The organism is Komagataeibacter xylinus (assembly GCF_004302915.1).
In the GTDB taxonomy this organism is placed as follows: Bacteria; Pseudomonadota; Alphaproteobacteria; order Acetobacterales; family Acetobacteraceae; genus Komagataeibacter; species Komagataeibacter xylinus_C.
Window position 1 is genome coordinate 100,122 of sequence record NZ_QQBI01000009.1, and the last position, 22,574, is coordinate 122,695.

General features: G+C 62.5%; 18 protein-coding genes. 6 read left to right on the forward strand and 12 right to left on the reverse strand.

Going from position 1 to position 22,574, the window contains the following annotated elements; genetic code table 11:
• Positions 1-10: 10 nt before the first annotated feature.
• The 6 genes from DV027_RS08055 to DV027_RS08080 form a co-directional block, all read right to left on the reverse strand.
• A complete protein-coding gene (locus tag DV027_RS08055; RefSeq protein ID WP_130731354.1) occupies positions 11-1,489 on the reverse strand; it encodes a flippase in 1,479 nt (492 codons plus the stop codon).
• Positions 1,489-2,640 (reverse strand): glycosyltransferase family 4 protein, encoded by a 1,152-nt coding sequence (locus tag DV027_RS08060; RefSeq protein WP_130731374.1) that lies wholly within the window; start codon positions 2,638-2,640, stop codon positions 1,489-1,491. Before DV027_RS08060 ends, DV027_RS08055 begins: the two co-directional genes overlap by 1 nt.
• 19 nt (positions 2,641-2,659) lie before the next feature.
• A complete protein-coding gene (locus tag DV027_RS08065; protein WP_130731355.1) occupies positions 2,660-4,834 on the reverse strand; it encodes a GumC family protein in 2,175 nt (724 codons plus the stop codon).
• 41 nt (positions 4,835-4,875) lie between these two features.
• A complete protein-coding gene (locus DV027_RS08070) occupies positions 4,876-5,691 on the reverse strand; it encodes a WecB/TagA/CpsF family glycosyltransferase (RefSeq protein ID WP_207303450.1) in 816 nt (271 codons plus the stop codon).
• A gap of 38 nt (positions 5,692-5,729) precedes the next feature.
• Positions 5,730-7,229, reverse strand: coding sequence for an exopolysaccharide biosynthesis polyprenyl glycosylphosphotransferase (locus DV027_RS08075; protein ID WP_242621795.1), 1,500 nt, complete (start codon positions 7,227-7,229; stop codon positions 5,730-5,732).
• A 352-nt stretch (positions 7,230-7,581) separates the two neighbouring features.
• Positions 7,582-9,060 (reverse strand): mannose-1-phosphate guanylyltransferase/mannose-6-phosphate isomerase, encoded by a 1,479-nt coding sequence (locus DV027_RS08080; protein WP_130731357.1) that lies wholly within the window; start codon positions 9,058-9,060, stop codon positions 7,582-7,584.
• 322 nt (positions 9,061-9,382) lie between these two features.
• Here DV027_RS08080 and DV027_RS08085 point away from each other — a divergent pair, with 322 nt between their 5' ends.
• The gene (locus tag DV027_RS08085) at positions 9,383-10,714 is read left to right on the forward strand and encodes a UDP-glucose dehydrogenase family protein (protein ID WP_130731376.1); all 1,332 of its coding nucleotides are present in this window, start codon (positions 9,383-9,385) and stop codon (positions 10,712-10,714) included.
• A 104-nt stretch (positions 10,715-10,818) separates the two neighbouring features.
• On the opposite strand, the gene DV027_RS08090 is transcribed toward DV027_RS08085, so the two are convergent.
• From DV027_RS08090 to DV027_RS08105, 4 genes are read right to left on the reverse strand one after another with little or no spacing between them, the layout of a single operon-like run.
• A complete protein-coding gene (locus DV027_RS08090) occupies positions 10,819-11,784 on the reverse strand; it encodes a glycosyltransferase family 2 protein (RefSeq protein WP_130731358.1) in 966 nt (321 codons plus the stop codon).
• Positions 11,781-12,986 carry a glycosyltransferase gene (locus tag DV027_RS08095; RefSeq protein ID WP_130731359.1) on the reverse strand — a complete coding sequence of 402 codons (1,206 nt, stop codon included), beginning with the start codon at positions 12,984-12,986 and terminating at the stop codon, positions 11,781-11,783. Before DV027_RS08095 ends, DV027_RS08090 begins: the two co-directional genes overlap by 4 nt.
• On the reverse strand, positions 12,983-14,125 hold the full coding sequence (locus DV027_RS08100; RefSeq protein WP_130731360.1) for a glycosyltransferase: 1,143 nt from the start codon (positions 14,123-14,125) through the stop codon (positions 12,983-12,985). Before DV027_RS08100 ends, DV027_RS08095 begins: the two co-directional genes overlap by 4 nt.
• Positions 14,126-14,167: 42 nt before the next feature.
• The gene (locus tag DV027_RS08105) at positions 14,168-15,277 is read right to left on the reverse strand and encodes a GumK N-terminal domain-containing glycosyltransferase (protein WP_130731361.1); all 1,110 of its coding nucleotides are present in this window, start codon (positions 15,275-15,277) and stop codon (positions 14,168-14,170) included.
• Positions 15,278-15,597: 320 nt separating this feature from the next.
• Here DV027_RS08105 and DV027_RS08110 point away from each other — a divergent pair, with 320 nt between their 5' ends.
• The 5 genes from DV027_RS08110 to rfbD are packed head-to-tail and all read left to right on the forward strand — an operon-like array spanning position 15,598 to position 20,676.
• Complete coding sequence (locus DV027_RS08110; protein WP_130731362.1) at positions 15,598-16,773, forward strand: acyltransferase family protein; 1,176 nt, start codon at positions 15,598-15,600, stop codon at positions 16,771-16,773.
• On the forward strand, positions 16,757-18,115 hold the full coding sequence (locus tag DV027_RS08115; RefSeq protein WP_242621796.1) for a polysaccharide polymerase: 1,359 nt from the start codon (positions 16,757-16,759) through the stop codon (positions 18,113-18,115). The genes DV027_RS08110 and DV027_RS08115 overlap by 17 nt, the downstream gene beginning before the upstream one ends.
• A 38-nt stretch (positions 18,116-18,153) precedes the next feature.
• Positions 18,154-19,140, forward strand: coding sequence for a glycoside hydrolase family 5 protein (locus DV027_RS08120; RefSeq protein ID WP_207303454.1), 987 nt, complete (start codon positions 18,154-18,156; stop codon positions 19,138-19,140).
• A 44-nt stretch (positions 19,141-19,184) separates the two neighbouring features.
• A complete protein-coding gene (gene rfbC, locus DV027_RS08125) occupies positions 19,185-19,742 on the forward strand; it encodes a dTDP-4-dehydrorhamnose 3,5-epimerase (RefSeq protein WP_130731363.1) in 558 nt (185 codons plus the stop codon).
• 46 nt (positions 19,743-19,788) lie between these two features.
• The gene (gene rfbD / locus DV027_RS08130) at positions 19,789-20,676 is read left to right on the forward strand and encodes a dTDP-4-dehydrorhamnose reductase (protein ID WP_130731364.1); all 888 of its coding nucleotides are present in this window, start codon (positions 19,789-19,791) and stop codon (positions 20,674-20,676) included.
• 67 nt (positions 20,677-20,743) lie between these two features.
• On the opposite strand, the gene DV027_RS08135 is transcribed toward rfbD, so the two are convergent.
• Together DV027_RS08135 and DV027_RS08145 are read right to left on the reverse strand one after the other, a co-directional pair.
• Complete coding sequence (locus tag DV027_RS08135; RefSeq protein ID WP_242621797.1) at positions 20,744-21,655, reverse strand: hypothetical protein; 912 nt, start codon at positions 21,653-21,655, stop codon at positions 20,744-20,746.
• Positions 21,656-22,322: 667 nt separating this feature from the next.
• Positions 22,323-22,574, reverse strand: a 252-nt coding sequence (locus DV027_RS08145; RefSeq protein WP_207303452.1) for a transposase, incomplete at its 5' end; no start/stop codon positions are given.

Here is a 22,574-nt window from a genome sequence, read left to right on the forward strand (position 1 = left end):
CTGCCCTAACCTAACCTGTAATCGTAACGCGGGGCTTGCCCCCAGCGCGTGGCACCAACCGGTGCACCATATCATGCAGCCCGGGGTCCAGCCGGTAGGCGGCGAAGGCCATTGCCAGCCCCACCACAACGGCAGCCCCCGCCGAGACCAGCAGGGTCATGGGAACCAGCAGACTCACAATCAATGCCCCTGTCATAATCATCATACCTGGCACAAGGCGCCAAGTCTGCCGTGACAGGCAATCCGACAACAGATAAAGTGCAACTAAATTAATCGTGACCCGCAGGGTCCATGCCGCTGCGGCGCCGGGCAGCCCCCACCATTTGATGAACAGCCACAATACGCAAAAGAACGGCAGGATCTCGACCATTGACACCTTGGCCGTGATATGCGGCCGCCCCTGCCCCTGCAAAAGCCCGTAAGGCAGGAAGGCAATGCCGTTGGTCCAGGCGCCAAACATCAGGATCTCGGCCACCGGGCGCGACACATCGGCAAAGTTGCCCCCTACCCACATGTGCAGGAACGCGCCCGAGAACACGATGCCCGGCGCGCAGATCAGCCCGAAGCCATAGGTGAGCGAGGAGGTGGCCCTGCGCGTCAGGTCAACTGCCTCGCCACGCTCGGCGCGGGACAGGCGCGGGAACAGCGTGCGGGCCAGGGCGGTCGCCACAACCTGCGAGCGCATGGCCAGGTTCATCGGCACGGTATACTGTCCCACCGATGTCACACCCAGCGTGGCGCCGATGATAAGCTGGTTGGAGGTATCAAGCAGCGGGTTGATCAGGCTCGATATGCTGACCCACGAGCCATAGCCCAGCAGGCGCTTGAGCCATGTCACGTCAAAGTCGAGCGGGCGGATGGGCCATTCCAGCGCCATCACCACGCAGTAGGACAGCATGATCATGCCCAGCCGTGACAGCACGATCGAGGGCAGCACAACCGTAAGCTGTGGCCCCCATATATGGATGCAGATCAGCGGGATGATCTGCCCCGCCATGGTGGTGGAGGAGTTGAGCATGTTGGAGAGCAGGAAGCGCTCGCGCGATTCCATCGCCCCCGTGGCCACGCCATTGATCATGCCCAGCGGCAGCATCACCGCCATCCACGGATAGGCATGCCGTGTCTCGGCCATCAGGTCGGGTGGTATGCGCACGAAGTGCAGCAGCACCATGTCGCCAATGGGGTACAGGATCAGCCCGCCCAGCGCGCCCAGTCCCAGATTGCTGTAAAACGCGGTCATGAGCACGGGCGAGCGCTCGCGTGAGGTCGCGTGCCCCAGCTGCGCCAGCGCATTGGCCGAGGCGCGCGACAGCCCGAAATCAAGAAACCCCAGATACCCCAGCAGGATCCATGAAATGGCGACAATGCCGTACCGGTCCGTGCCAATCAGGTGCAGGTAGAACGGCACCGTGCCCAGCGAGACGATAATGGGGAAGATGGAGCCAAAGACATTGAACAGGAAATTGGTGGAAAACTTGCTCCTGGCCATCACTCCGCCCCTGCCGCAACCATGTTGGCCCCGGGGCGCGCGTGGCCCAGGACCTGCTGGTACAGCTGCGCGTATTCATGCGCCACGCTGTGCCAATCATACCGGCTGGCCACGTCCATGTTGCGCGCCCGCAGGGCATCCGCCGTCTCGGGCAGGGCGGCGGCCATGTCCTCGGCCTCCCGCGCGCCGGGGGCGAGGTTGTCGGGGTCCACCATCACCCCTGCCGCACCCTGCTGCATGAGCCGGGCAAAGGGGGTGATGTTGCTCAGGATGGGCACAAGCCCCGCCGACATGGCCTCCACCGCCGCAAGGCCAAAGCCTTCATGCGCCGACAGGCAGCCAAAGAAGCTGGCCTCCCCCATCAGGTCGCGCAGTTCGGCGTCCGACGGGCCGGGCACGATGCGCAGGCTGTCCTCTATGCCGCAGGCGCGGGCCTGCTGGCGCAGGTCCTCTGCCGTGAGGTTGGAATCCTGCCCCGCCACGATCACTTTCCAGCCGGGGTTATAGGCACGCAGCAGGGCCACAAGCTGGAACAGGAGCTTGAGGCGCTTGTGCACCGCAAAGCGGCCAAAGGCGAGGATGGTGCGGTTGGGCGTGCGCGACGCCGCATCACGGAAGCGGGTCTGGTTGATGCCGTTCTCGATGGTGAGCAGGCGGCCCGCCGCCACATGACGGAACAGGTCGGCGTCGCTGTAGCTGCACGCCACGATCTTTTCATACGCCCGCACCGAGATGGGGGTGATGGTGCGGAACCAGATTTCCTTGATGCGCCTGAGCGCGCCTGTATGAAAAAAGCCGCCATGGGTCGAGGCGATCATGGTCTTGCGGTGCAGCGGCCATGTCCAGGCCAGGAAATCGAAAAAGAAGTCGATCGCGTGCACGTGCAGCAGGTCAAACCCGCTAATATGCCGCAGCACCTGCGGCGCCAGCGGGTATTTGGTCGAACCCCGCCACGCCAGGCGGGTGACGGGTATGCCATCGACCACATCCCGGTGCGGCAGCCTGCCGGGGCGACCGAACACGGTGTCAAGCGTCAGCACCTCGGCATCGATGCCCAGCTTCTGGCGCTGGCTGCTGGCAAGGTTGAGCAGGGAGTCTTCCAGCCCACCGACCGAAGGGCTGAACTGGCGGCAGATATGCAGGACTTTCAATGTTTCATCCCCCCGTTTTTTACTGTTCATCAAAACGGCTCAGGATCCTGATATCCCTGTTGCCGTAACTGTAGCCCATCACGTCCATCGCGTTATCCTCCACCATGGTGGCCACCACGCCGGCAAGGTGCGCGCCACAGGCTTCAAGCCGCTCCAGGCAGGCCATGACGGCACGCTGGGCCGTGCTCTTCCACCGGCACACGAAAATCACCTGATCGGCCATGTTCGCATGCACCAGCGCATCGCTCAGCCCCAGCAGCGGCGGGCAGTCGATGATGATGAGTTCATACGAATGCTTGAGCTCGACCAGCATCGCGCGCAGGCGGCGGATTTCGACGGGGCTGAAGGCGTGCTCGATGGTCCGCCCTGCCGGGATGTAGTCAAACCCGGCCTCGGGGTCGGTGCGGATCGCGTCCGCCACCCGCGTGCCTGTCGTGACCAGGTCGCTCATGCCCAGCGAGGGGCGGCCCGTGGTGCCATCGGTCAGGTAATGGTCGAGCATGCCGCGCCGGTGGTCGGCATCGATCACCAGCACTTTCTGCCCGCCACGCCTTGCCACGGTGGCCATCCAAAGCGCCAGCGTGCTCTTGCCTTCCTCCGGCCCGGCGGAGGTAATGGCAAGGCAGAGCGGCTGGCCGCCCTCATGCACCCGCATGGAAAGCTGCATGACAAGGCTGCGCACGGCCTCGGTTGCGCGGGAATAGGGGTGGTCGAGCACATGGCGGCGCACGGTCTGCTCGCTGCGCCCGCCCACCTTGGGCACCACGGCCAGCAGCGGCAGCGGAATGGCGGCGCGCAGGCGCTCGATCTCGGTAAAGCCCGCCGTGAAGTAATCGCGCAGCAGCACCGCACCCGCTCCCGCGGCAAGGGCCACGGCAATCAGGCCAATGCCAAGCTTCTTGCGGTTGGGGAAGCTGGGCACATCCGGTGCCGAGGCATGCGACACCATGGCGATGGGCGGCTGCAGCAGGGCGGCGCGGTCCACCACTTCCTTGGCGTGCTCGAGGAAGGTTTCATACACCGTGCGCGCGCTCTGCGCCTCCTGGTCGAGCGTGCGGTATTCCGCCTGCGGGCCGCTCTGGCCACCTGCCTTCTGGCGCAGCAGGTCAAGGTTTTCGTTCAGGCGGTCCACCTCGGCGCGGGCGGAGATCTGGTCCTCGCGGATGGTGTTCAGCGCAGCCTGCGTCTCGGCGGCAAGACTGGCTTTTGTGGTTGCGATCTGCTGGTCAAGCGCGCGCAGGCGGGGGTGCTGGGGGCCGTAGGTGGCCGCCTCCTCCTGGCGCGTGCTTTCAAGCTGCATGAGCGAATTGGCGGTGGCCACCAGGATCGGCTCCTGCGACAGGGCGACGGCGGCGCGCGCATCGCCCCGGGCGGCTGCATCCTTCAGGGCATCGGCACGGGCCTGGGCTGCGGCAAGGCGACCCTGCGCCTGGCTGAGGTTGGAGGCCGTATCGGCAATCTGGCGCTCGATCAGGGGGCTGGAGGTGCTGCCCTCGTTCGTATTGGTCAGGCCGTGGGCGTTGTCAAAGGCGTTGGCCTTCTGCACCGCGTCGAGCCAGCGCTGGCGCAGGGCGGCGGTGCGGCTGTCTAGCCACGCGGCCACGCGGTTGATGTCCGCCGTCTGGCGCGCGAGCGCAATGCGCTGGTAGTTGGTCACCACCGCATCGGCCAGCGCCGCGGCGCGTACCGGGTCGCCATCGACCACGCTGATGTCAAGGATCTGGGTGCGCGGCTCGGGCGTGATGGTCAGGCTGTTGAGGAAGGCATCCTCCTCATGCATGCGCTGCACCTGCGGGTCCACCGGTTTTGCCACATGACACACGAAACCCAGCCCCATGTGGCACAACCGGTCGCGCAGGCCGACATGGGCAGGCTGGGTGGGGGGCGGCAGCTGCGCCAGCACGGCGGCGGCCACATCGCGCGAGTGGATCATCGCAGCCTCCGTCGAGACCAGCTCATCATCCGGCGGCGCCTGGTTCTGCTGCTGGCCATTGGGCGCGAGGGGATCCTGCTGCGCATGGCCCGCCACCACGACCGTGGCCGTGGCCGTATAACGCGGCTTGAGCGAGAGCGTGACAGCGCCCCCTACCCCCACCACGCCAAGCACGGTCAGGGCAAACAGCATCCGGTGCCGCAGGAAGGCGCGGCATGTCTGGCGAATGACGAGGCCGACATCCTGTGCGGTCCATGACATTGAAGGGTTCCGTCCCTGTATGGAAACATAATTCATGCTGCTTACCCGGCGAGTTTCCGTGAGAGGGGGGAGGCTGCCCGCAGGCGGAGCCTGCGCTGCAGGTAGACCAGGACATAAAAGCCGAACACCGGCAGCCCCAGCACGTAACGCCGCCACAGCCTGCGCGGCTCGCGCATCAGGCGCACCAGCCATTCCAGCCCCATATTGGCCACCCATCGCGGCGGCCGGCTCACCCGGCCTGCCGCGTGGTCAACCAGCGCGCCCGCCGTGATGAACACGCCGGTGGGCAGGTGGTCGATATTGTCGCGCAGCCAGATTTCCTGCCGGGGCATGCCCATGGTCAGCAGGATGATGTCGGGCTTGCTCGCCAGCAGGCGCCCGAGCAGCTGCGTGGACTCGCGCGAGCCGGGGGTGAGGTCAAAAAAACCATGCTGCGTGCCTGCCGTGCGCACGCCATAGCGGGCAGAGAACGCCTGCGCCGCCGCATCGACCACGCCCGGCCTGCCTCCGATCCAGAACACCGAAGCCTCGGGGCCGAGGCGCTCGAGCACCGGGCCGATCCATTCCGGCGGCGTGGTGCGCGGCAGGCGGCGCCCGGTCAGCACGCGGGCGGCGAGCTGCACGCCCGCGCCATCGCAGAACGCGATATCCGCCCGGCGGAACAGCCCGCGCAGCCACGGATGTTTTTGGGATTCAACCGCCATGTGGGCATTGGCGTTGACGATGGCCATCTTGCGCCCGCCCTTTACGGCGTCGACCACGCGCGTGACAATTTCAGCGCGCGTGATGTCGAGCAGGGGCAGGCCCATGACATCGACAATGGCATCATCCAGTTTTATTTCCGTATTCGCGTTCATTTTGAATACACCGTTCATCATTATTGCAGTTCAGGAATTCAGAACGCATTCCGTGAGAAAATCTCGCGCTTGATGGTCAGGAAGATGATCTTCATATCCAGCCAGATCGACCAGGCGCGTATGTATTCCAGGTCCAGCACCACGCGGCGGCGCAGATCCTCGCGCGTGACAAGTTCGCCGCGCGAGCCGTTGATCTGCGCCCACCCGGTAATGCCGGGCTGCACACGGTGGCGGGCCACGTATTCTTCCATCGCCTCATGCAATAGCTGACCGCCCGCGCGGGTCTGGGGCGCATGCGGGCGGGGACCGACCAGCGACATCTCGCCACGCAGCACGTTGAAAAGCTGGGGCAGCTCATCAATGCTCAGCCGCCGGATCACACGGCCCACGCGCGTAACACGCGGGTCGGTGCGCGAGGTCTGGCGCGCGGCCCCGCTATCGGCCATGTCGGTATACATGGAGCGGAACTTGAACACGTTGAAATAACGGTTATTGAAGCCCTGGCGCGGCTGGCAGAACAGCACCGGCCCACGCGAATCCAGCTTGATGGCCAGCGCCACGAGGGCAAGGACGGGAGCGATCGCAATCAGGATCAGCACGCTGGCACTCAGGTCGAACGCGCGCTTTTCGAGCATGTCCCACTCGCTCAGGGGGCGGCGCTGCAAGACCGTGAGCGAAAACGGCCCGAAGCGCTCGACCGGCCAGAAGTGGCAGTCCTCCGTCATGAGCGTGGGCACGACATAAACATCGGCCAGTACGCCGCGCAGCCGCCACAGCACATCCATCACATGCTGCTGGCCGCCTTCAGCGGGGGGGAAGCTCATGATGACGGCATCAATGCCATCCTCGCGCCCGCGCTGCACGAGCTCATCAATCGTGCCGTCAACATTGCTGCCCTGGTCATCAAAGATGCCAACAAGGCGGAACATGCGCTGCATGCGGGTATTGATGCGCGCGGCCATCTGGGTCGCCTCCGCGCCTGAACCGATAATCGCCACCTTGCGCGTCAGGCGATGGGCCATCGCCTCCGTATGCAGCACATAAGTGCCGATGATCCGTTCAGCCGCCAGCGCCACCACGACAAAGACCAGCCACTCGCCGCCCATCCGCATTGCAACGCCCACCGGCCAGGACAGCATGACCAGAATGGCGCAGAATACGATCAGGCCAAACACGACAGGAGGTGCCAGATAGCGGAGCTGGAAAGAAAGCCGGGTGATATCAGGAATGTCGAGCAATGGCACATTCTTGGGGAACAGGAAGAACGCGCCGCCTGCCATGACATTGGCCAGCAGGAGGGCGCCGGACAGTTCGGGCGTATCAAAAATGCGCTGCCAGGCGATGCAGGCCACCACGGCAAGGCACACGCACATCGTATCTGACAGCACCACCACCTGCGACACGACGGGATGGCGATAGGAAAAGCTGCTTTCACCTGCCCGGTGCATCAGGCGCAACCGCGAAGAGATGCCATCGACCCCCGTTGATAGCGACAGGTCGGATTCACCATTTTCCAAATGCCTGAGTGCCTCGCTCATTTTGAAACATCTCCTGTCAATGCGGGCCGCAGCCTGCCACCGGATACAGCTTCCCTTGCCATTCCCCGCATTACGCAACGCGGGCACCAAACACTCTTCGCCTTTTTATTGTTTTTAAGACTTTCGGGACTCCAGTTCCCGTAGCGGCATTATTCTGGGTATTTTAGGGCCAAAATATGTCATTGCCACAGTATGGAATCATGATTTAACCGTCACATCTAATTTATTAAAAAATTAACGATTTGATGGAACCGTTATTATACCGGAACGAATATTCTACACCCCCGGCATCACCCCTTCCCCAAGGGGCACTCATGGGCATCTGCCCCTGAATGCCCCCATTGCTGCCACGTTACTGCCGCCCGTATGTATCCTCGAAGCGAACGATATCGTCCTCCCCAAGGTATGGTCCGGACTGCACCTCGATCAGGGTCAGTGGAATGCGGCCGGGATTTTCCAGGCGGTGCATACAGCCTAACGGCAGATAGACACTTTCGTTTTCCTGCAACAGCAGATTTTCCGTATCTCGCGTGACCAGCGCCGTGCCGCTGACCACGACCCAGTGCTCGGCACGGTGGAAATGCTTCTGCAGCGAAAGTTTCTGCCCGGGATAGACCACGATGCGCTTGACCTGAAACCGCTCGCCCTGAATCAGCCCCTCGTAAAAACCCCAGGGCCGGTAACAGCGATTGTGAATTTCGGCTTCCGTCCGGCTCGCCTTTTTCAGCTGGGCCACAAGGGCCGAAACGTCCTGCGCGTAATCACGATGGATGGCGAGCACCGCATCGGTCGTGACAACCAGCACGATATCGGTTAGCCCCGCCACCGCCGTCAGCATGCCCTCGCTGCGCACGTAGCAGTTATGGGACTGCTCGAGCACCACGTCGCCCACGACCACGTTGCCGCCTGCATCCTTGTCGCCCAGTTCCCACAGCGCATTCCAGTTCCCCACATCCGACCAGCCAAGATCGGCGGGAATGACCAGCGCGCGGTCGGTGCGTTCCATCACGGCATAATCAATGCTGACGCTCGGGCAGCGCAGGAAGGCTTCCTCATCAAGCCGGCAGAAGGTCAGGTCATGCTGGCTGCGGTCCAGGGCCGTGCGCACGTTTTCAAGCACCGCGGGCTCGTGCCGGGCCAGTTCGGCCAGCATGACCGAGGCAGGAGCCACGAACATGCCCGAATTCCACACATACCCCCCCTCGCGCAGCATTTCGGTCGCGCGCAGGTGATCCGGTTTTTCAATGAACCGTGTCACGCGGTACACGCCCTCATCAGGGCGGTCGGGGTGCACCGGCGCACCGGTGCGGATATAGCCATAGCCTGTCTCGGCCACGTCGGGCTTCATGCCGAAGGTGACGATATAGCCTTCACGCGCTACCTTCGCCGCTTTTTCCAGCACGGGGGCCAGGCGCTCGGGGTAGCGGAAGGCGGCATCGGCGGCCATGATCCACAGCAGGGTTTCGGGGTCATCCTGTGCGGCCATGAGGGCGGCGGCGGCAATGGCGGCCGCCGTGTTGCGCACGGCAGGCTCAAGGATGATGCGGCCGTTCTCGCAGCCATTCTCGCGCAGCTGTTCAGCCACGAGAAAGCGATGCGCCTGATTGCACACCACGATGGGCGGCGCAAAGGCCTCGCCCGTGGCGCGTTGCAGGGTTTCACCGATCATGGTCTGATTCGAGGCCAGCGCCCAGAACTGCTTGGGGTGGCTGGCGCGCGAGACCGGCCACAGCCGCGTGCCCGTGCCACCCGAGAGCACGATGGGCGTGATGGGCGGCAAGGGGGTTTCAGGCCTGGGTACGGTTACATCCGTCGCTGTCATAAACGTCATGGATCGTGTCTCCGTCCTGCGGGTTTCATGTCACACCAGCCCGCGGCCCCCGGTTGCGGGTGGCACAGGCACTGAGAGAAGGCGAACATTCGTGTGGTGAACGCACTAAGCCAGAATTTTTTTGTCAAGAATGTGGTGTGCAAACATATTTTTGTCGTGTTCATGCCCTTGTGTGTCACTGGCATGAAATATTCGGCACGCCGGAACCGACATGCCTTATTACTTTTTCATTGTTTCAAGCTGATTTGAAAAACGCTACACGCGGACCTGCGCATGAAGGCAGGTTCACAGACAGACCAGGGAGGTCCAGGTGCGAATTGCTATGATCGGTGGAGGCTACGTGGGGTTGGTCTCCGGTACATGTTTTGCAGAGTTCGGCACGGATGTTGCCATTGTTGAAACCAACCCCGACCGTCTGGCCGCCTTGCGTGAGGGGCGGATCCCGATTTACGAACCCGGCCTCGACCGCCTGGTGGCGGAAAACGTGGAGGCGGGACGCCTGACGTTTGGCGATGACATCGCCGCTGCCGTAAAGGGTGCTGATGCCGTATTCGTGGCCGTGGGCACGCCCTCGCGCCGGGGCGATGGCCAGGCCGATACGAGTTACGTCTATGCCGCGGTCGAGCAGGTCGCGCGCGTGGCCGAGGGTTATACGCTGATCGTGACCAAATCGACCGTGCCGGTAGGCACCGGGCGCGAGATTGCCAAGATCGTGCACGCGACGCGACCGGACCTTGATTTCGATGTGGCGTCGAATCCCGAGTTCCTGCGCGAGGGCAACGCCATTGTCGATTTCATGAAGCCTGACCGGGTCATTATCGGCACCGACCAGTCAAAGCCGGGCGGCACGGAGCGCGCGCAGAACATCCTGCGCAAGCTCTACCGCCCGCTCTACCTGCTTGAGCGCCCCATTGTCTTTACCGGACTGGAAACGGCGGAGCTGATCAAATACGCCGCCAACTCCTTCCTGGCCATGAAGATCACCTTCATCAACGAGATCTCCGACCTGTGCGAGAAGGTGGGGGCTGATGTGAATGATGTCGCCCGCTCCATCGGGCTTGACGGGCGCATTGGCAAGAAGTTCCTCCACCCCAGCCCCGGCTTTGGTGGCTCGTGCTTCCCCAAGGATACGCGCGCGCTGACCGCCATCGGGCGCAACGCGGGCTCGCCCGTGCGGCTGATCGAGACGACGGTTGCCGTCAATGAACAGCGCATGAAGGCCATGGGCGAGCGCGTGATCGCACTGGCGGGCGGTGATGTGAAGGGCCTGACGATTGGCGTGCTCGGCCTGACCTTCAAGCCCGAGACCGATGACATGCGCGAGGCGGCCTCGATTGTCGTGCTTGACCAGCTTGACAAGGGGGGCGCCAAAATCCGCGCCTTCGACCCTGCGGGCATGGAAACCGCGTGCCCCGTGCTGCCCCAGGCCGTGACCTACTGCAAGGATGCGCTTGATGCCGCCACGGGGGCGGATATTCTCGTGGTGCTGACCGAGTGGAATGAATTCCGCTCACTCTCCCCCGAGAAGCTCAAGGCCCGCATGACAGGCCGCAAGATTGCTGACCTGCGTAACATCTGGGATCCCGAGAGCCTGAAGGAAGCGGGCTTCGATTACATCTCGCTCGGGCGGCCGGACATGGTGCACACCGCCTGAAACACAATCCGGGCCATGCAGGTGCCTGCATGGCCCGGATCAGGCGAAATCAACAAAAAAACCAAGCAAGGAACGCACGCCCTGCCTGAAACTCCTTGATGATTTCACGAATGGCAGAGGCGACGCCGCAGGGCCACGCCAACCTGGCGCATCATGGCAGGCAGGAAGGCCGGGCGGTCCATGATGCGCCGCATGATCGCCCCCACCGCGCCCGCGCGCAGGGCGACCGAGACGAAGTGTGAGTCATCAAGCCGCTGCAACCCCTCGGCACGCTGGCGCAGCAGGTCGACAAGCACGGGATCAGTGCTGATGCGCGGGTCACGCGCCAGCGCCAGCGCCATGTCGCGCATGTCACGATAGGCGATGACGGTGCGCGACATGCCGGAGGCCCGGCCGCTCACGCTGCCCTGGCGCTGGGTGTAAAGATAGGTGGGCTGGTCGATCAGGCACAGCCGCCCGCCCGCCAGCAGGAACGAGACCACCAGCAGGAAGTCCTCCCCATGCCGCACCTGCGGGTCGTAGCGCAGGCCATGCGCCTCGAGGAACGCACGCCGGAACATCGGCTTGAGCAGGCCCCAGTCAAAACCGGTGCCGCCTGAACGGTTATGGCGCACGTAATCACGCAGGTTTATGGTCTGGAGCGGCACCTGCCCTGCCCCCATTGCCCGGCCCGTCACCTGGCCTGCCATGGCATCGTAATAGCCCAGGTCATCGGCCACGGCATCACAGTCATCATGTGCCGCGCGCGCCATGAGCACTTCAAGCCGGTTGGGCGCAAAGGCGTCATCGCCATCAAGAAAGGCGACCCAGTCCCCCTTCGCCACGGCCAGGCCGGTATTACGCGCGACCGACGGACCACCATTGGCAGGGGTGGACACGACACGGATGATGTCATGCGCGCGCGCCACCCGGCGCAGCAGGTCGGGCGTGCTGTCGGTGGAGCAGTCATCCACCACCACGATTTCAAGCGGCGGCTGCGTCTGCTCAAGCGCCGAATTGACGGCCCGCATGATGAAATCCTGCGCATTATACGCCGTGATGACCAGGGTGACGGACATGGGAGCGGTCATGAGGTGCGTCCTGTCATGCTATCGTAAATCTTCTCGAGCATGCCTGCCCAGTAGGACAGGTCATGGTGCTTCGCCACGAAAGCGGGCCCTGCTTCCGACATGCGCGTGGCAAGCGCATCATCACGCAGCAGCCGGATCAGGTAGGCGCTCAGCGCCGCGACATCGCCCTCGGCAAAGGCGAAGCCGGTCCTGCCATGCTCGATGCCCTCGGTGGCGCCACCACGGGCGGATGTGACCACCGGCACGCCGCAGGCCTGGGCCTCGAGCAGGACAAGGCCCATGCCCTCGGCATCGCCATTGGCCGCCGTGACGCTGGGCAGGCAAAACACCCGCGCCTGCGCCAGAAGCGGCTGCATCTGCGCTGCGGAATAGCGGCCATTGAACGTAATGCCCCCGATATCGGCCGCAAGGCCCGCCAGCATGTCGCGCTCCGGCCCGTCGCCTGCAATGAGCAGGCGGGCATCGGGCACCTGCGCGCGCACGCTACGAAAGGCCTCGATCAGGTAGCGGCAGCCCTTTTTCTCGACCAGTCGGCCCGCGAACAGGATGACCGGCGCACGCTCGGCCACGGGCGGCCCGGCAGGGTGAAAGCGCGCAAGGTCGATGCCGATGGGGCAGACATGAATGCGCTGTTCGGGCAGCCCCGCACGGATCGCCGCCTCGCGGATGCTATGCGACACCGCGACGTAATTGACCTGCCTGATACTGGCCAGGTGCTTGAGCCTGCGCGGATAGGCCCGCCAGCGCTGCCCGCCGCCGCCGCGCGCGAACCACTCCATGCGGGTGGTAATGTCCGATCCATGCAGGGTGACCAGCAACGGCACGCCCAGCGCATGCGCAAGCGGCCACGCCTCCACACCATCAAAGCCGAAATGGGCATGCACCAGCCGGGGCGCGAAGCCGCGGGCAAGGTTCAGCATGCCCGGCACGGGGCGTTCGAGCATGCGGGCGGCCATGCCGGTCAGGCGTTGCACGAACGTGGGCGGCCCGTCATGCAGCGCGCGCACGTCCATGCCATCAAGCGGCAGCTGGCCTATGGTGCGCTCGCCCAGCAGCACGGGCCGCCAGCGCCGCAGGCCACGCGCCTGGTCGCGCACGAATGTCTCGGACAGGGGCAGGATCTGGGTACGGTAGATCGCAACCGTCGGTGCGGTTGCATCCGCCATGACCGACCCCGCACCTGTCCCGGCCATACCGTTCATGCCGCCACGGCCTCGCCGGGGGCGGGACAGGCCTGGCCGCGATGGCACGCGCGGTCCGTGCGGGAGGATTCATGGCCAAAGCGGCGCACGAGCGGGGCGAGCAGCACGCCAAGCACCGCATCCTTCTGCATGGCGCGGGGGCCGAAGGTCCAGAACGAGCGCTCGCTATAGCCCCCCGCGCGCACCAGCCGCACGAAGGCGGCAATACGGCGCGGCAGGCTGGCGGAACACACCTCGGCGCGCGCGGTGTAAAGTGGCTCAAGCGCCCCCCACACCCTTGCCGCGGTGCGCGCACGCATGCGCAGGCTTTCAGGCCATGAGGGGGTCAGGGCCAGATCGGCAAACAGGTTGCTGTCCTGCACCGTCATGCGCGCAAGGTAGCGGTAGGTATCGGCCCGGTCTTCCAGCCGGTAGCGCCAGCGGTCAAGAAAGGTGGGCTGCGTGCGCTTGCCCGAGCCCACCGTGTTGCCCCCGTGCAGGCGGTATTCGGTCAGTTCCTCATCAATATAGGCAATCGAGCCCACGCCTGACGCCACAAGGAAATAGAACAGGTCATGCCCCATTTCCTTGCCGGGATTGTAATGGTCGCGCATGCGCGGCCACAGGGCGCCGGCGGGCTTGAGCACGGCGCGGAAGGTCTGCATGTACCCGTAGGAAAAGCTCCACGGCTGCAGGGTCAGCGCCCGGGCCACGGGCGGCATGGGGGGCGTGGCATAGAAGGTGGAGATGGACCTGCGGTTTTCATCGACAAGACGCGCGTTGTGATAGACCATCATCACATCGGGGTCCCTGACAAAGACCTCGCGCACGCGCGCGAGATTGTCGGGCTTCCAGTAATCATCCTGGTCACAGAACGAGATCAGGTCGCCCGTGCTCAGCGTGACCGCATGCATGAAATTGCCCTTGTAGCCCAGCCGCGTGGCATTGCGGTGCACCTGCACGGGAAAAGGCGCGTTACGGGCAAAATCGGCCACGATGTCGAGCGTTGCATCGGTCGAGCCATCATCGGTCACGATCAGCTCGGCAGGCAGGCAGGTCTGCGCTGCCAGGCTGTCAAGCTGTTCGCGGATATGGCTGGCGCCATTATAGGTGGCCATGACAACGGAAATACGGGGACCGGGATCACCTGCCTCACTCATGTTCTCGCTCTTTCCTGTGCTTGTGCAGGGGTCAGCCTGCGCTCAGACATGTGTGTCGGGATATGCTTCGGGTGTAAGGATGCGCTGCACGATCTCGGGCCAGCCATGGGCCTCGAGTTCGATCACATCCGATGAACGCAGGGCATCGGCAATGGCCTGGCCTATCGAATGCGCATCGCCCGGTCGGTAGCCATACCGGCCGGGCGTGTCATTGAGCGCGAAATCGGGGCAGACGGCGGGAATGCCGAACAGCGCGAACTGCCGCAGCTTGAGTGATGTATCGAGCAGGTAGCGCGGCGTGTTGGCATCACGGTAAGGCGCTACGCCAAAATCTGCGTGCTGGAGGTAGGACAGCGTACGCTCGAACGCCATCTCGGGGTGGATAATGATGTTGGGCGCATCCAGCCCTTCTGTCGCGCGCCCCGCGCCGATGATGTGAAAATCGATATCGGGCCGCAGCCGGGCCGCGATCTGGAAAAAGGTTTTGTCGAACAGCATCGAGCCGATCGAAACACAGCTTGTGCGGCCGGGCGTATAGGGATCGGGATAGGTTCTGTCGGCAATGCTGCGGTCGATGCCATGCGGCGCGAACACGGCCGAACGCGCATGGGGCAGGCGCTCGAGCAGATAGCGCGAGGGCATGCGCACGGTGTCGATCATATCGAAATTACGCACGAAATCATTCTTGATGGTATCCGCACAGCCCACGACCTCAAGGTCATCGGACATCAGGTAGATAATGCGCGCGCCCGGATTAAGTTTCCTGACATCGCGAATAAATATTGGCGCCATGCCCGATTCAATAAAAACCGTATCGGCGCGGCGTATCCACCGGCGCGCAATGGCGGGCAACATCTGCCGGTAAAGCCAGAACAGGCCACGCTCAAGGGGCGCAAGTGCCTTTTTGCGCATGTTGAAGGGGTGCCACTTCATGCGCCACAGGTAGCATTCCACGCCATCGACCGTTTCCACCCTGTTGGCGCGGGGGACGAGGTTGGCGCGCGTGTCGCCACGCCGCAGCGACAGGTCGCTCAACCCGATGGACAGGAAGGCCGTTGGCCCGCGACGCGCCATTTCCGCTGCGATAAAATGAATACTTGCCTTGCGCAGACTACGAAAATCATGAACGGAAATGAACAGCGACCGTGTCATGGAAGAATGTACTCCTGCCTTGCAACCATTTTTCAATGCTCCTGCACGCGCAACGACAGGCAGATCCGCCGGTTCATTGTGGCTGCGTGAACATATGCGAGAGCACCAGCGGCCCTTTTCACGCAGGCGCCAAATCCACCTGCACATTGCGGCAGGATCATGACATGATCGTGCCTTGAAAAAGGCGTCCGGACAAAGAATTGTGTAGGGATATTTCCCGTGTTTTCTACATTTATATTCTGATACGCTGTGCCCGCCATAGCAGAATCACTGTATTGCCTTGATCACACCATGCCGCTCATGCACCGGGGGAACCGACAATGTCGTCTGTGACAGAAACTTCGGGAACGGAACGACATTACCTGCACCAGCTCACCTCCCTGCGCGGCGTCGCCTGCCTTGTGGTGCTGTTTGGCCATGCCATACAGGTTTTCCGTTACCACAGCCCGCAGCGCACGCCCGTGCAGGGTGGCGTGCATGACCTCATCACCTACGCCTTCAATGCGGAGGCGGCGGTGGTGCTGTTTTTCGTGCTCAGCGGGTGCGTGCTCTCGCTGTCATTGCGCAAATACGCGCACATGACGCCGCGCATCGTGGGCAGCTTCTACATCAAGCGCATTTTCCGCATCTATCCGCTGCTGTGGTTTTCCATCGGGCTTGCCGTGCTGAGCATGGTGGTGGCCCGCGGGCTGGTACCTGATGGCGTGTTCGTGGGCTGGCTGTCGCGCAACCTGCACACGCCGGTCTCGATGCGCAACACCATCGCCTCGCTTGCAGGCGTGTTCACCCGCTATAACGGCCCGATGTGGTCGCTGCGGGTCGAACTCATGTACTCGGTCGTGTTTCCGCTCCTGTTCGTGCTGATGCGCGGGCGCACGGCGCGGGTGGTGACGCTGCTGGCGCTGGCCGCCATCGCAGCACTGCCGGTGCCGCACGAGGTCGGCACGGTGTTTGCCCTGTCGTTTGGCCTTGGCGCGCTGATCCCGCTGCTGCCGGGCACGCTGGGCCGGTACCACGGATGGTATGCGCTGGCAGCCCTGGTGGTGCTGCTCTATGACCGTTACGCGCTGGCAGGGCTGCACCTGCCAGAGCGCATTGCCGACATGATCGAGACCCTGGCCGCCTTTGTCGTGATCCGCGACCTGTATGCCTCGGGGCGGCAGTACCGCATCCTGCTCAGCAAACCGGTCATCGTAGTGGGGGAACTGTCCTATGGCATCTACCTCATGCACCTGCCCATCATGCTGATCGTGTTTACGATCGCGGGCCACCGCATGGGCACGGCCACGCTGCTGGCCCACCCGTCGCTAACCCAGTTTACGCTTGGTGTCGTGACCGCCGTGCTGACCACGGCACTGGCCGGGCTGACCTATCGCGTGCTTGAACTGCCGCTGCACAATATCGGGCGCAGGCTGGGCCGCGCCGTGCTTGATGCTGCGCCCACCCGCCCCCTCCCCTCCACGCAGGATGCGGATACCCATGCCTCACGGATCTGATACCATCTCCTTCCTGCCTGCCAGCGCGCCTGCTTTCCGGGCGGCGCCCCGCGTCAGCACCCGCGCGCCCGCCCTGTCGCGGGCCGATGGCATATCGTGGCTGGTGGTGGCGGGGGCGGTGTTCAACCTGGCGCTGTGCTTCATCAACACCCGGCATGTCGTCACCGTGCATAATTCGGAAATCGTGCTGTGCGAGCTGTTCATCATTTTTCTTGCCTTCCTTGAAGTGCGCAACACCATCTCGCCTGCCGTCGTGCGCATAACCGGGGTGATGGTGTGTTTCGAGGTTGGCGCGAAGCTCATCAATCCTGGCCTGGACATGAAGATCCTGCATGACCTGGCCATTGCCTATGTCTTCTACCAGCTTGGCACGCGCTCCACCCTGCGTTCGGGCGAGCGGACGATCTGGGTGATGATGGCGATCATCCTGGTCATCGGTTTTTTTGAGCTGATGTTCACCAACCTGTTCGGCATGGTGTTCGATGTCTGGACCTATTACGTGAACAAGGGCGTCATCGCCAGCACCACGGTCAATTACAGCAACACCAACCTCTTCATCAGCGGCAATCGCGGGGCTGCGGCGTCGCGCACGTTCTTCCAGTCCATCTTCGGCTCGCACCGCGTATCCTCCATCTTCCTCGAGCCGGATTCACTGGGCAATTTCTCGGCCATCGGGTTTGCGTGGTGCCTGAGCACCCATCTCGGCTCGCGGCTGCGCCATGCGTGCCTGTTCTTCCTCTCCGCCCTTTGCTTCGTGCTGGCGGATTCCCGCTTTGCCTCGGGCTGCACGGTGGCGATGGTGCTGTTGCGGCTGACCCCGCTTTACCGCTCGCGCTTCGTGGTGTTCGCCATGCCGGTGGCGGTGATGCTGGGCCTGATGATCCAGGGCGCCAACCACGAGATGCCGGGCATCCTGCCCTCCATCATTGGTGATAACTTCTCGGGCCGCCTGCTGTTTTCAGGCCGGCTGCTTGACTACTGGAACCTGCCGCAATGGTTCGCGCTGGCCCCCTCGCAGGTCTATACGGCTGATACGGGCTATGCCTACATCATCAACAACCTTGGCCTGCCGCTGACCCTGTTCCTGCTGGCGCTGTTCACCATGCATCCCGCCCGCACCGAATCCGCCGTGTCGATGAAGGCGATGATCTCGCTTTATTTCTCGACCTCGCTGTGCATCGGGGCCTCGGTTTTCACCATCAAGACGGCAGCGCTGCTGTGGTTCCTGTACGGCACGACCAACAGTGTAGCGCCCGTGGCGGATACCGTGCGCCAGGTGCCCGAGCGCCTGAAATCCTTTCGCTTCAACCGCTTCTCCCCTTCAGCGGAGCATGTGACATGATCGCTTTCCCCTCTTCCCTGCGCTGGCCTGCATGGGCCATGGGCTGCATCGCGGGGGCCGGGCTGGCACTGGCCGCCCCCACCATGGCTGCTGCCCAGACCTATCGGGGCGTGAACCTTGCGGGGGCGGCCTATTCCTCCAATAAGCTGCCGGGGCGCTACGGGTATGACTATCTCTACCCCAAACCGGCGGAGGTGGATTACTTCACGCAGGCCGGCATGAACACCTTCCGCCTGTCAGTGCTGTGGGAGCGGCTGCAACCCACGCTGAGCGGCCCGCTTGATGAAAAGGAACTCCAGCGCGTCAGCCAGTTCATTGCCTATGCGCAGGCCCACAATGCCTCAACCGTGCTCGACATCCACAATTACGGGCGCTACCGGGGGCAGGAAGTAGGCTCACCCGAGGTACCAGACGCTGCCTTCGCCGATCTGTGGGCGCGGCTGGCACAGGCTTTTGGCAACAACACGCATGTGCTCTTCGGCCTGATGAACGAGCCGCAGCAACATGACGCCAATGCCTGGAAAGATGCCGTGCAGGCCGCGATTGACGCCATACGCAAGGCAGGCGGCCACAACCTGATCCTGGTGCCCGGCATTGGCTGGGATGGCGCGCACAGCTTTGCCAAGCTCAACGGCCCGGCCCTGAGCCAGCTCCATGACCCCGATAACAAGCTGCTTTATGAAGTGCACGAGTATTTCGATACCGATGCCTCCGGCACGAAGCCCGACTGCATCGCCCCTGACAGGGCGGTTGAGCGCCTGCGCGGATTTACCGACTGGCTGCACGCCAACCATGCCCGCGGCTTTCTGGGTGAGTTCGGGGTCAGCCGCCAGCCCGAATGCGTGAAGCTGCTCGAGCCTGTCCTGTCGCACCTGCGCGACAACGCCGATGTATGGGCCGGATGGACCTACTGGGCGGCCGGTCCGCTGTGGGGAAACTATATGTTTACCCTTGAGCCCGACCATGGTGCCGACCGCCCGCAGATGACAGCCATCAGGCCCTTTCTTGCGGGCGGCACGCACTGAGCATTTATTGCAACTGCCATAACCGGAATTTCAGGAGCCCTTTCATGGATATAAAGACCTTCAACATCGCGGGCCTGATGCTGATCACCCCGCCGCGCTTTGGCGATGAGCGCGGCTATTTTTCCGAAACATTCAACGCTGCCCGCATGAAGGAAGCCGGCATTACCGATACTTTCGTGCAGGACAACCACAGCCTGTCGCGCCAGCGCGGCGTGGTGCGCGGGCTGCACTGCCAGCTGCCGCCACATGCGCAGGGCAAGCTGGTGCGCTGCACGCGCGGCAGCATATGGGATGTGGGGGTGGACATCCGCACCGGCTCGCCCACCTTTGGCCAGTGGGTAGGGGTGACCCTGTCGGAGGAAAATGGTTCACAGTTCTGGATTCCGCCCGGCTTCCTGCACGGATTCTGCACGCTGAGCGAAAATGCCGAAGTGCAGTACAAATGCACCAACCTGTGGAACCGTGAATGCGAGCGCTCCGTGCGGTGGGATGACCCGCTGCTCAACATTGAATGGCCAGTAGCCCCGGGTGCCGCCATCCTGTCTGCCAAGGATGCGGCGGCGGAAGCGTTCTCCAACGTCAATGACTGGTTTCAGGCCTGAACGCCCTCGCCTGCCCTTCCCTCCCGCAAGAAGAAAAAAGCTCACGATGCAGAATTCGATCCTGGTCACCGGTGGTAGCGGCCAGCTTGCCAGCGCCCTTGCCGCCCAAGGCACTGTAAAACGGGCAGGCCGCCCCGGCTTTGATTTTGAGCGGCCTGACACGATTGATGCCACCTTCCGCGCGGCGGCCCCCTCCCTTGTCGTCAACGCCGCCGCCTGGACCGCCGTTGACGCTGCCGAGACCCACGAGGCGGAAGCCGAACGCGCCAACAATACCGGCCCCGCCCATCTGGCCGCCCTGTGCCAGGAACGGGGCATTCCCTTCATCCATATCTCGACCGATTATGTTTTCAGCGGCGACAAGGGCAGCCCCTATCTCGAGACCGACCCGGTCGACCCGCGCTCGGTCTATGGCCGCACCAAGGCGGAAGGCGAGCAGGCGGTGCTCGCGGCCCACCCCGGCAGCATCATCCTGCGCACGGCCTGGGTCTATTCGCCCTATAACCGCAATTTCGTGCGCACCATGGTCAATGCCGCCGCCCAGCGCCCGGTCTTGCGCGTAGTGAGCGACCAGATTGGCAACCCCACCAGCGCCGACCAGTTGGCTGATGTCATTTTCAGGATCATCGCCCGCATTGAGGAAACCGGCTGGAAAGATGAATACGCCGGTATTTTCCATGCTGTGGGCGAAGGGGCTGCAAGCTGGTATGAACTGGCCCGCACCGCCATCGCCGCTGCTGCAAGGCTGGGCAACCCGCTGCCCGAGATCGAGCCGATCACCACGGCGGACTGGCCAACACCGGCCCGCAGGCCGCCCGATGCCCGGCTGGACTGCACGCGCCTCAGGCAGGTCTTTGGTTGCGCCCCCGGCCCGTGGGCGCCGGAGGTGGAGCGGGTCGTGGGCGAGATCATGAAGCAGGAACAACAGGGATAAAAGGTTTTGGGTGCCGCCTTTTTTCAAAAAGGTGGCAGCCGGAAACTTCTTATATATTCAGGAAATACTACAGGCCCCCACGGGCTATATGCAGCCTCTGGGCCGCACGCGCCAACGCCGCACGGTAAAGCTGCCTGCGTGAGACCACACCGGGAAAGCGCCTGAGTTCGCGCCGCAAATGGCTACCGGGCATGAAATAATGCCGCACGAAATGCGTCTGCCGCAGCAGGCTGGCGATATACCGCTTCTGGTCCAGAACCGGATGCAGGAACGTATGCCCGCCCGCAGGCAGCACAAGATCGGCCTCAAGAATGGGCGGGAACCACGTATAACGCGAGACATCGCCATACCGGCCAAGCGGCACGAAATTAAATCCGGCCTTTTCTATTTCCGATGCCACGAAGGCCTCGCCAAGCGGCCAGAATTTGATTTCCGTCCCCGGCGCCGACATGGCGCGCCGCCGCGCGGCAAGATGCACGAGCGCGCGGCTGGAAAAAAAGGAAATGCAGTTAAGCGAAGCCCGTAACTGCCCATCGGGGTAAACCCCGGTATGAAACGCCGTCCAGTACCATGACAGGTCAGCCACAATGGGGTGGGCCACGAAATCGGCGCCATCGGCAATCATGTCAGCGAGCAGGCGGTTGCCGTTGCCGCCAATGCAGGCATCATATTCAACAAACAGATAATAGGCGTAACCGGGAATGCAGGCCTGCACCTGATAATGGGTGTAATCGGCATTCCACCACAGCAGGCTGCCTTTTTCAAAACGGTTGGCAAACCCTGCTGCCACCATATCGGCGTTGCAGGTGCGCAATACGTTGGGGTACGGAATGTTTCCCGCAAATCCGTTTGTCTCATCAATGGAGATGAAAATATCCGTATCAGGAAAAGTGGCCTGCAGGCGCTGCAGCTGGCGCTGCACGAAACTGTCCCACGCATAGGTTTTCAGTACAATGGCGCATGTTCGTGCAGCATTCATGTCAGTCACGTTCCCTGTTTCATTGGCATTATGACCTAAATTGACCGAAGGATATTTCGGTTTTCCCGTTTTTTATAAATATATCCTATAGAAGAAAACACGAGTCATTTTTTTTCGGTGAATGAATTTTTATTTTCTTTTTCATTTATCGTATACTTCAACCATACATACGATCACATAAACGTGTGGTAAACGATATGCCTATGGGCGCGTTAAAAATGTACATGTTATGTGATTTTGCAGGCGCACTGGAGGCAGATGGCACCAGGGTGCGGCAATCAGAACAATGCTTGTACTACTCACCGAGTTAAGTGAATCGGAATGTGAAAAATGACAGAAATGTCGCTCCCGGAAATATCGTTCATACGTTCCAATATTCCGAAGATCAGCCAGTTATCCGAGAGCGTCATCGCGATGGAAAACTCTGGCATCTATACCAATTACGGCCCGATCAACCAGAAGTTCGAAAAACGCCTGGTCGACGCGAATTTCTCACACTTGAGGAAATTTTGGGTTATTTTGTAGAATTCAGTCATCCCACAGGAGCCCGATCTGGAATATTGACGATATTCTACTTCTGGCGGCGGGTTCTGAACGCAGTGAGGGTGTCACGGCCTGAGAAGGCCGTGTTGGTGGGAGCTATGTGGCCTGTGCGCTGTCTGTTTCGTCAGGGCGCCAGGCAAAGCCTTCGCAATCGTGCATGAGCAAGAGCGAATTCATGCTGACAGGGGAACATGTCCGGCATGGACAGGACAATCCGACGGACGCTGACCTTTACGGTTGTCGCGATTTTGAGCAGCCGCGCGCGGATTGTGCCACAGGTTGCCTTCTCCAGACTGGTTTGCCCAAGGGCCATCTTTTGCAGAGCGATGAGCAGGACATAGGCTGCGGCCGAGAACCACAGTCGGAGCTGGTTGGC